Origin of the sequence: Nevskia soli, assembly GCF_903970205.1 — a bacterium.
Lineage (GTDB): Bacteria > Acidobacteriota > Terriglobia > Bryobacterales > Bryobacteraceae > Bog-113.
Genome location: NZ_CAJCHS010000018.1, coordinates 1 through 8,530, shown reverse-complemented (window position 1 = coordinate 8,530; position 8,530 = coordinate 1). Strand labels below are relative to the sequence as shown.

General features: G+C 56.5%; 10 protein-coding genes. 5 read left to right on the top strand and 5 right to left on the bottom strand.

Going from position 1 to position 8,530, the window contains the following annotated elements; genetic code table 11:
- From H1Y01_RS01045 to H1Y01_RS01035, 3 genes are all read right to left on the bottom strand, one after another.
- Nucleotides 1–222, bottom strand: a 222-nt coding sequence (locus H1Y01_RS01045) for a carboxypeptidase-like regulatory domain-containing protein (protein ID WP_180538242.1), incomplete at its 3' end; no start/stop codon positions are given.
- A gap of 15 nt (nt 223–237) precedes the next feature.
- On the bottom strand, nt 238–651 hold the full coding sequence (locus tag H1Y01_RS01040; RefSeq protein ID WP_180538241.1) for an ABA4-like family protein: 414 nt from the start codon (nt 649–651) through the stop codon (nt 238–240).
- A complete protein-coding gene (locus tag H1Y01_RS01035) occupies nt 648–1,754 on the bottom strand; it encodes a DegT/DnrJ/EryC1/StrS family aminotransferase (protein ID WP_180538240.1) in 1,107 nt (368 codons plus the stop codon). Before H1Y01_RS01035 ends, H1Y01_RS01040 begins: the two co-directional genes overlap by 4 nt.
- A gap of 17 nt (nt 1,755–1,771) precedes the next feature.
- Between H1Y01_RS01035 and H1Y01_RS01030 the strand changes: the two genes are divergently transcribed.
- Nucleotides 1,772–2,032, top strand: a complete 261-nt coding sequence (locus H1Y01_RS01030; protein ID WP_180538239.1) for a hypothetical protein — start codon at nt 1,772–1,774, stop codon at nt 2,030–2,032.
- On the opposite strand, the gene H1Y01_RS01025 is transcribed toward H1Y01_RS01030, so the two are convergent.
- Complete coding sequence (locus H1Y01_RS01025) at nt 1,998–2,639, bottom strand: MBL fold metallo-hydrolase (RefSeq protein WP_180538238.1); 642 nt, start codon at nt 2,637–2,639, stop codon at nt 1,998–2,000. The genes H1Y01_RS01030 and H1Y01_RS01025 overlap by 35 nt on opposite strands.
- Before the next feature lie 96 nt (nt 2,640–2,735).
- Between H1Y01_RS01025 and H1Y01_RS01020 the strand changes: the two genes are divergently transcribed.
- Complete coding sequence (locus H1Y01_RS01020) at nt 2,736–3,842, top strand: glycoside hydrolase family 18 protein (protein ID WP_180538237.1); 1,107 nt, start codon at nt 2,736–2,738, stop codon at nt 3,840–3,842.
- Nucleotides 3,843–3,881: 39 nt separating this feature from the next.
- Here the strand turns inward: H1Y01_RS01020 and H1Y01_RS01015 are convergent, their stop codons facing one another.
- A complete protein-coding gene (locus H1Y01_RS01015) occupies nt 3,882–4,238 on the bottom strand; it encodes a hypothetical protein (RefSeq protein WP_180538236.1) in 357 nt (118 codons plus the stop codon).
- Nucleotides 4,239–5,111: 873 nt separating this feature from the next.
- On the opposite strand from H1Y01_RS01015, the gene H1Y01_RS01010 reads away from it, so the two are divergent.
- From H1Y01_RS01010 to H1Y01_RS01000, 3 genes are all read left to right on the top strand, one after another.
- The gene (locus H1Y01_RS01010) at nt 5,112–6,422 is read left to right on the top strand and encodes a multicopper oxidase family protein (protein ID WP_219341159.1); all 1,311 of its coding nucleotides are present in this window, start codon (nt 5,112–5,114) and stop codon (nt 6,420–6,422) included.
- Nucleotides 6,419–7,996: a TolC family protein gene (locus H1Y01_RS01005; RefSeq protein WP_180538234.1), complete on the top strand. Its 1,578-nt coding sequence runs from the start codon at nt 6,419–6,421 to the stop codon at nt 7,994–7,996. The genes H1Y01_RS01010 and H1Y01_RS01005 overlap by 4 nt, the downstream gene beginning before the upstream one ends.
- Before the next feature lie 143 nt (nt 7,997–8,139).
- On the top strand, nt 8,140–8,340 hold the full coding sequence (locus H1Y01_RS01000; protein ID WP_180538233.1) for a hypothetical protein: 201 nt from the start codon (nt 8,140–8,142) through the stop codon (nt 8,338–8,340).
- The last annotated feature ends 190 nt before the right edge of the window (nt 8,341–8,530 follow it).

The window sequence follows — 8,530 nt, the reverse complement described above, 5'->3', positions numbered from 1 at the left end:
GCCGGCTTCTACGTTGGACAGCGTAAAGCTTCCTTTGTGGTCGGTGATCGCGGTGGCAATTACCTTCTTCCGGCCTGCAAACTTGACCGTGACTTGCGCGTTGAGAACCTTCCAGCCGGCGGCATCCTGGACGACTCCGGTCAGTTTCGCTCGCCCGTTTAATTGGTCCTGCGCTTGAGCCAAATACAACAGAGCAGTAAAAGCAAGTAATAGTCTAGGCATAGTTTGGTTATGCGGTCACTCCTGTCGCTTGCCCGCGCGCAGTCCAAAGTAGACCAATAATCCGGCTGGGCCGAGTACAAACGTAAGCATCAGGCACGGGACCACGGCTAAGTGTAGAATCCCGCGATGCTTTGCGTCTCCGACCATCCAGGCGCCTACGAATAAGTCGAACGCTAAGAAATGAATCCAGGCAGCCAGCAATGCGCCGGGTGTGCGAAGAATCCACTGCACCATGCCCAGCGACGTGTAATCCGCGTGGAGGCCTTCAAAGCTGGCAATGAACGCGTAAATATAGACGATACTCAGGAGCGGAGGGATGGTGAACATAGCAATGCGGCGCGTCCACCGCCAATTGGGAGCAGCGAAGAGAAGAATCCAGCCGGGTAGCACGGCCAGGTTGCAGATGCGAAAGAGCAGTTCGTTGTTCATGCGGCGGTAGCTGCTCCACGGAGTACCTCGATCAAGTCCGCGGTATCCTGCTCACTGCCGAGTAGAACGCGGTGGGGCAACCAGAACGCGTCGCGCACGCATTGCTCGGAAACCGGACAGGGCTCGACACGGCAGCCGCCGCGCTGGTAAAGAGGATTACCGTAGAGTGGATGCGGATAGAACGGTGTACACGGAACGCCGCGGGAAGTTACTTCGCGGTGAAATCTGTCGCGGTTCGGAATGCGCCCTAGTAACAGATAGTTGGTGTGTACTGACGCGGCCCGAGGTACATGTTGGAAGCGAAGGCAGGGTAAATCCGCCAGCGCCCGCCGCACGACGTCGGCATTGCGCGCCCGGATCGCGTTCTGATGGGGCAGCCTCTCCAATTGCGCGATCAGAACCGCGGCTTGCAGCCCGGTCATGCGGTAGTTAGTGCCTAGCTCATAGTGAAAGAACCAACCCTCATTCGGTTTACGACCTTGGTCGAGGATAGAACGCGCGCTCGCCGAGACGCTGTCATTGTTAGTGGTCAGCATGCCGCCTTCCCCGGCCGTGATTACTTTCGAGTTTTGAAAACTAAATGATCCGGCGACCCCGATACTGCCCGCGCGGCTCCCGTCCCACTCCGATCCGGCGGCGTGTGCCGCATCTTCGAGCAGATACAAATCGTGGTCCCGGGCGATCTCAGCCAGGCGCGTCATGTCCGCCATCGGGCCGCCGAAATGCACAGCGATCACCGCCTTCACCCGCGGGGAAATAGCGGCACGAACCCTTTCGGGATCGATGTTGAACGTGTCGCCTTCGATGTCGACAAAGACTGGGATCGCTCCAACACGAGACACAGCCGTGGCAGTCGATACAAAGCTGATGGCGGGAACGATGACTTCATCGCCCGGTCCGATACCGAGGGCTTCAAGCGCCATCTCCAGTGTCACCGTTCCGTTCACTGCGGCCAAGCCGTGACGGCAGCGCGACAACTCTGCAAACGATTGCTCCAGTTGGCCAACGAACGGATGGTAGCCTCCCCATCGATCGCTCGCGAGCACTTCACCCAGCAGCTCAAGCTCGCGTCCGTCCGCGATCGGCCACTTCGGAACCTTCATACAGCCAGAATAGAGGAGTGAGCGTTTACGACGAGCGGCGCGAAGAGTTGGAGAGGTATGAGTTCATGTTCGGCGTGCCGCGCGGCCGTCTGGCCGTCGCGCTTGACATGCTTACGGATGCGCTGGTGCTTGTTGGGCAGCACGGTGTCTACTGTCAAAGCGCGCGTCAGCCGGGCAAACCGGCGATGGATATTCAGATCATTTCGAAGGCGCTCAGCGACGCCAAGGAACTGGTGATCGGCGCTATGGACGAGCTGAAGCGCCCACAAAAGGATTGAATTGTTTCTCGTGCCCCACGGTTGTGTTCGGTCCGTGGCCCGGTACGACAATCGTCTCGTCCGGCAGCGTGAATAGCTTGTTGGTGATCGATTGCACAATCTTTTTGCTGTTACCGCCGGGGAGATCGGTGCGGCCCACGCTCTCGAGGAACAGCGTATCGCCTGCGATCAGTTTGCCTTCAGCCGGTATCAAAATGCTGATACTTCCAGGCGTATGGCCCGGCGTATCGAGCACCTGAAACGAAGTTGCGCCGATGGCTAATGTATCGCCTTCCTTAGTTTGCCGGTCGATGCCGGGATTAGTGACCATCGGAACACCGAACAGCGCGGCTTGTACCGGTAGAGTCATAGCCGTGACTTCGTCGCTTGCGCTCATCCACACCGGCGCGCCCGTGGAGGCGCGGAGTTTCGCGGCCCCACCGATATGATCGAAGTGCGCGTGGGTGATGACAATGGCTTTGACTTTCAAGTCAAATTCCTTGAGGATGCTTTCGATTTCAGCCACTTCCGCGCCGGGATCAACGACGATCGCTTCACGCGTTGCTTCGTCGCCGAAGATTGAGCAATTGCAGCGCAGCGCGCCGACCGGGAGGATGTGATGGATCATAGGCGGCTTTTCGCAGATCCTGCTGAAGCAACTGGTACAGGGTATCATCTTTACCATCCCCACGTGACTGCTTCCAGCTTCATCTCGTATCTTCTTATGACATTGCTTTTTTTCGCAGTCGCATCGGCGCGCGATGGAGCTGCTCCGGAAGTCATCGCGTACGTGTTCGTCATGGACCGTGCTCTTCAGGCCGGTGAGATTGCAGCCGAAAAGCTCACCCGCATCAATTATGCTTTCGCCAATCTAAAGAACGGCGAGATGGTAGAAGGATTCCAGCACGACGCCGATAACTTCGCGACGCTGAATAGCTTGAAGTCGAGGAACCGCCACTTACAAGTACTCGTTTCCGTTGGTGGATGGACGTGGTCCGGAGGTTTCTCGGATATGGCGCGTACTGTAGAAACGCGTCGTAAGTTCATCGCCAGCGCGGTAGCATTCCTCGACAAGTATCGGCTCGATGGAATCGACATCGACTGGGAGTATCCCGGATTGCCCGGAATCGGCAATCCGTTTCGCGCTGAAGACCGGGAAAACTATACGGCTCTGTTGAAGGAACTGAGGCAGCAGCTCGATGTTAAGGAAAAAGTGTGGAAACGGCCTCTCATCACATCAGTAGCCGCCGGTGCGTCAGCCGAGTTTCTCGAGCACACCCAAATGGGCATCGTGGCTCGCTACGTGAATACTGTCAATCTGATGAGCTACGACTACTACGAACCAAGCTCCAGCACGATTACCGGCCACCACGCGCCGTTGTTCACCAATCCTGCTGACCCGAAAGCGATCTCTGCCGACGCTTCCCTGCGGGCATTTCTCGCCGCCGGCGTACCGGCGCAAAAGTTAGTTCTCGGCGTTCCGTTTTATGGTCACGCTTGGTCCGGAGTTGGTCCTGCGTCGAATGGATTATTTCAACCCGGGAAGCCCGCGAACATTCCGGCGAACTACAACCAGATCGTTAAACTCCTAAAGGCCGGGTACTTGCGGTACTGGGATAAGACGTCGTCCGCGCCGTATCTCTACAATCCTGTCACCCGGACGTTTATTAGCTATGAAGACCCGGAATCCGTCCGTCTGAAAGCGCGCTATGTTTTGCAGCACAAGCTCGGCGGCATTATGTTCTGGGACTACCACGGGGATTCCGACGGAGCACTGTTAAACGCGATCCATGCGGCCTTCGAAGAACCGCTTCCGCGTCTTACTCATTAGCGGGTTTGTTAGTAGGAGACGCTGCCTCTCGAAGTAGAACTATTTGGCGTCCGCTCCAACGACGATTTGCTCTTCCACGCGCGGTATCACCAACGCTGCGGCGTCGGCATTGCCTTCAACCACGGTCGGTACCTGCTTGGGCCTAGCGAGTGTCTGACCCGCCCCCGGGGGAACCTCGCGCGCTACGCTTTCTTCCGGCGCCGGGTTCACGCTCAAATCCAGGGAATAAGTCCAGTCTTTCTGCAAATGAAAGTGTTCAGAGCCGATTGAGAGTTCCCGCCCGCTATCGAAGATGGCGCACTTGAGCGGCCGATCATCCAATAACTTAGAGTTAGTCAGAACACGGCCCCGCAGCCCGTTCTTTGAAATCACAGGTACCGAGAGGAGATCGCTCATCGCGCTATTCCTTCACCAGCTCAACACGGCGCTTCGCTGCGCGGCCCGAATCCGTGCTGTTGGATGTCGCCGGCGGAGCTGCGCCGTCATGTAATAGGCACATTAAGGTCACTTTGTGTTTGTTGTAGACATCTCGAACTCCGGCGTCATACGTTCGTCGTATGGCTACGTCCTTGACGGTTTGAAAATCGCCGCCGCCAAGCGAGATGCATACGCGGTGCCGAACAACGAAGGGACCTATAGCGGCTGCTCCGTCGGCGCGCCATGTCAACGCGGGCTGCGCGCTTGTTCCGTGCGCCTATCGCGACCGGGGTTAAGATAGCTTTAGGATGCTGAAGGACTTCCGCCCATTCCTCGCGATGTTCGCGTTGATAGCTTCGGCTGTCAACTCTCAGTGCGCACTCTCGTGCTCATTGCAGTCGCGTCCCTCCACGGGCGGCGGGCACACAGCCCTTCTTCCGACTTCACACCACGCGTGCTGCCCGGAAAAGAAATCGACTTCATCGAACCGGTCCAGCCCCCGCACACCCTGCCCTAACTCGCTCGCCGGTATCGATCTTTCTGCTGTCGTCACCTCGGTTCCGCATTCCGATACAGTTCATGTATTGAGCTTGTTACCCGTAACTTGTTCGATGGAATTTAAACTGCAGGTCCAACCCCGACTGCCATCGACTTCCGGTTCTCTCCTGCGTGCTGTCACCGCTGCCGTCTCCGTACTGCGGATTTAACTCTCTCCTTCTCTAACTGATCGCTGTTTCGACAAGTGAACGGTGTTCCGGTTCACTACTTTGCCGCGTGCGGTACTCGCACGTTTCTTAGTCAGAGTGAGGAAATATGAACCATCGACGAGCTTTTCTCAATAGGATTTCTGCATTGTCCGCCGGTTTATTCGCCGGAAAGGAACTTCTTTCCGCTGATCGGGAAACTACAACGACTCTACCGGAAACTGTCAGCCCTCCCGTGACGACTCTGGACGTTGGGGATCTACCATTCACCTGGGATGCCGATGTCAAGGTCTTCAATCTTGTCGCGGAACCAGTGCAGCAGGTCATTGTTCCCGGAAAGACACTCGACTTATGGGGGTTTAATGGAAGCGCCCCTGGCCCAACCATCCAGGCCAACGAAGGCGATCGCGTTCGTATCGCCTTTACTAACCACCTGCCGGAACCTACGGCTATTCATTGGCATGGCCTGGAACTTCCTATCGAAATGGACGGGGTGCCCGGGATCGGACAGAAACTTGTGATGCCGGGTGAACAATTCCGCTATGAGTTTTCTCTACACCAGAACGGCACTTTCTTCTATCACTCGCACATGGCGATGCAGGAAATGGTAGGCATGTTGGGCGGCTTTATTATTCATCCTAAGAGGCCCTACGTCCCAAGGGTGGATAAGGACTACTTGATCGCACTTCAGGAGTACGCGGTGTTGCCGAATAGCTCGATTCCAAACAGTATGAACATGGAGTTCAACTGGCTTACTTTCAATGGTAAGTCGGGTCCGGCTTCGACGCCGGTTGTAGTTCGACAAAATGAACGCATACGTATCCGCTTCATTAATCTGGGGATGGATCATCATCCCATCCATCTTCACGGCTTCACGTTTTGGGAGACCGGCCGGGAAGGAGCGCGCCAGCAGGAGTCGGCGTGGACGCGGGGCAACACGGTGCTTGTCGGCGTGGCGCAAGCCAAGGATATCGAATTCGTCGCCGATCGCGTCGGCGATTGGATGCTGCACTGCCACCTGCCGCACCACATGATGAACCAGATGTCATCTACCGTAGGTCCAATGACGCGCAGCGTGGGTGCGGGAATGCAAGCGGGAGCGTCAATGGAAGAAGCCATGGGCATGCTAGGCGATGGCAACGCGACATCCGAAAACTATGCGCCCAGTCTCGGTCGCGGTCTCGGCGTCGGTTCCACAACGGACACTTCGGTTACAAATAGTCCTCTGTCGATACGGGACGCGAATGGTCAATTGCCATTGTTCCCGCAGGACGCCTTCATGGAAGGACCTATGATGGCCGTCGACAAGCAAGTTCAGAAGCCGGAGACCTATGGCTTGCCTCCCGGATGGAGCGGGTTTGAGGGGGGCATGATGACGCTTGTCAGGGTGGTTTCTCCATCCCAATACGATAAGATCCTGGAACTCAAGCGGTTGCAAGGCGGAGGTGCCGGCCGATGACGACCGGAAGAGCGCCTCTTGTTTTGGTCCTATATGCGATCGCCGCGATTGCCGGCGCGCAAGAGATCGAACAGGGCATTAAAACATTGAGCGGAACCGTCAAGGAGGTGGATATCAACGCTAAAACAGTTGTTGTAGCGAATACACCTATCCCGGGCGGTATGGGCGCCATGACGATGACCTACACGGTTAGCGACGCCGTGCTAAGTCGAGTCAAGCCGGGAGATCGCATCAGCGCGAAGGCACACGAAAGCGATCTGACCCTCTATGATGTTCAGATTCTGTCCGCAGATCATATGCAAGATGATACGCATCAGGAGTCGACAACGCGTGAGCTAAGTCTCGCAGCCCTGGAGAACATCGCGCTTACTAACAACCCGACAGTAGCGCAGGAGGAAGCGAACATCCGCGTAGCCGCCGGGCTAGCCTTGCAAGCTGGACTGTATCCGAATCCCATCGCCGGTTATTACGGGGACGAGATTCGCGGAGGCTCGACCGGCGGCGGCCAGCAAGGGGGATTTGTCAGCCAGACGATTGTCACGGGTGGGAAGTTGCGTGCCGCCCGCCGCGTCGCTGATCTCCGTACAAAAGAGGCGGAGACGACAAGAGACGCACAACGCCTGCGCATTTTGAACGACGTTCGCAGCGTGTTCTATCAACTTCTAGGTGACCAGCAGCTTGAACAAGTCAGGAAACAACTAGCAGATCTCGCCGCGGACGCCGTGCGGACTTCCCGTCAACTAGCCAATGTCGGGCAGGCCGACCGGCCGGATACGCTGCAGGCCGAAGTGGAAGAGCAACAGGCGATCCTCGGCCTGCATGTGGCGGAACAGAGTGTGCGCGCCTCCTGGAGGATACTGGCGGCGGTCATCGGAAGACCGGACCTTCCTCAGACTTGCGTGGCCGGAGATTTGGAAGCCGTCCCGGAGTTGAGTTACGACGAATGGCTGGGCGCGACACTGCGGGAGAGCCCGGACATGACTTTGGCACAACAAAAGGTTGACCTGGCAGCAGCTTCACTTTCGCAGGCCGGAAGAGCTTCGATTCCCGATCTCCAGTTATACGGGAACCTGGCTCAGAACAACGAGCCTCTTGACACTACGCACAAGGCTACCGGCCTAAATGGCGGCGTGCAGATCGGTGTTCAGCTGCCGATCTTTAACCGGAATCAAGGTAACGTCTCCGCCGCAAGAGCCGAGGTCGAGCGGGCGAAAGAGGAACTTATTCGATTACGCCTGCAAATCGCCCGCGACCTCGCGAGTCAGTTCCGCGATTACGATTCCGCGCGCGCTACTGTTCAGCAGTACAAAAACGAAATCCTCCCGAGGGCTGAGCTGGCTTACAAGCTATATCAGACAAACTATCGAAACATGGCCGCTGCTTATCCGCAAGTACTTATTTCGCAAAGGACTCTATTTCAACTGGAGATCGAGCACGTGCAAGCGCTTAAGACGGCGTGGCGGAGTGCGCTCGCGATTCGCGGCTTCGGCTTGATGGACGCATTATCTTCGCCGGCGAGTGTTGCGGATAGTGCGGGGGCGAGAACGATTCCCGGCAGCGGTAACATGCCATAGATCGTCGCGTACTCTAGAATACATAATCGTCAATACACTTTCAAGTTGCCTTGAATTTCGTGCCTTGAATTCCGAAGAGTATACACTCCATGAACGCCGTTGGACACAACGTATCGGTGAAGTTAGCAAAAGATCAATAACACATGACTCAACAATCATTTTGCCTGTGGGCACTTCTGCTGATCCCGCCGTCGGCATACTCGCAGGTCACGCTCACCGGAGCAATTGAGTTTGCGACATCCAGCAACGGGACCGCGTCCACGTGCCTCGTCTGGAATACTCTTGGCGGCGATACATGGGGGAACTTGTGGCTGGCACGTGCAGCAGCGCTTACCTTGGTCTGAATTTATTCTTCAACGGGAATAACTCAGATCCGGGGATTTCGGTGTTTGACCCAGTCAACACCAAGCGCTTTCTTCCCATGCACACCAGCACGTTTAGTCTATCGGTTGGGTACGTGGCGGGATCCGGCACAACTCTCTATAAGTCGGGGAACTCGTTTGTGCTGCTGGACGGCTACGACTTCAATACTCC

Coding starts and splice junctions, on each gene's coding strand:
- H1Y01_RS01040 (WP_180538241.1), bottom strand. CDS start 651: ATGAACAACGAACTGCTCTTTCGCATCTGCAACCTGGCCGTGCTACCC.
- H1Y01_RS01035 (WP_180538240.1), bottom strand. CDS start 1,754: ATGAAGGTTCCGAAGTGGCCGATCGCGGACGGACGCGAGCTTGAGCTG.
- H1Y01_RS01025 (WP_180538238.1), bottom strand. CDS start 2,639: ATGATCCATCACATCCTCCCGGTCGGCGCGCTGCGCTGCAATTGCTCA.
- H1Y01_RS01020 (WP_180538237.1), top strand. CDS start 2,736: ATGACATTGCTTTTTTTCGCAGTCGCATCGGCGCGCGATGGAGCTGCT.
- H1Y01_RS01015 (WP_180538236.1), bottom strand. CDS start 4,238: ATGAGCGATCTCCTCTCGGTACCTGTGATTTCAAAGAACGGGCTGCGG.
- H1Y01_RS01005 (WP_180538234.1), top strand. CDS start 6,419: ATGACGACCGGAAGAGCGCCTCTTGTTTTGGTCCTATATGCGATCGCC.
- H1Y01_RS01000 (WP_180538233.1), top strand. CDS start 8,140: ATGACTCAACAATCATTTTGCCTGTGGGCACTTCTGCTGATCCCGCCG.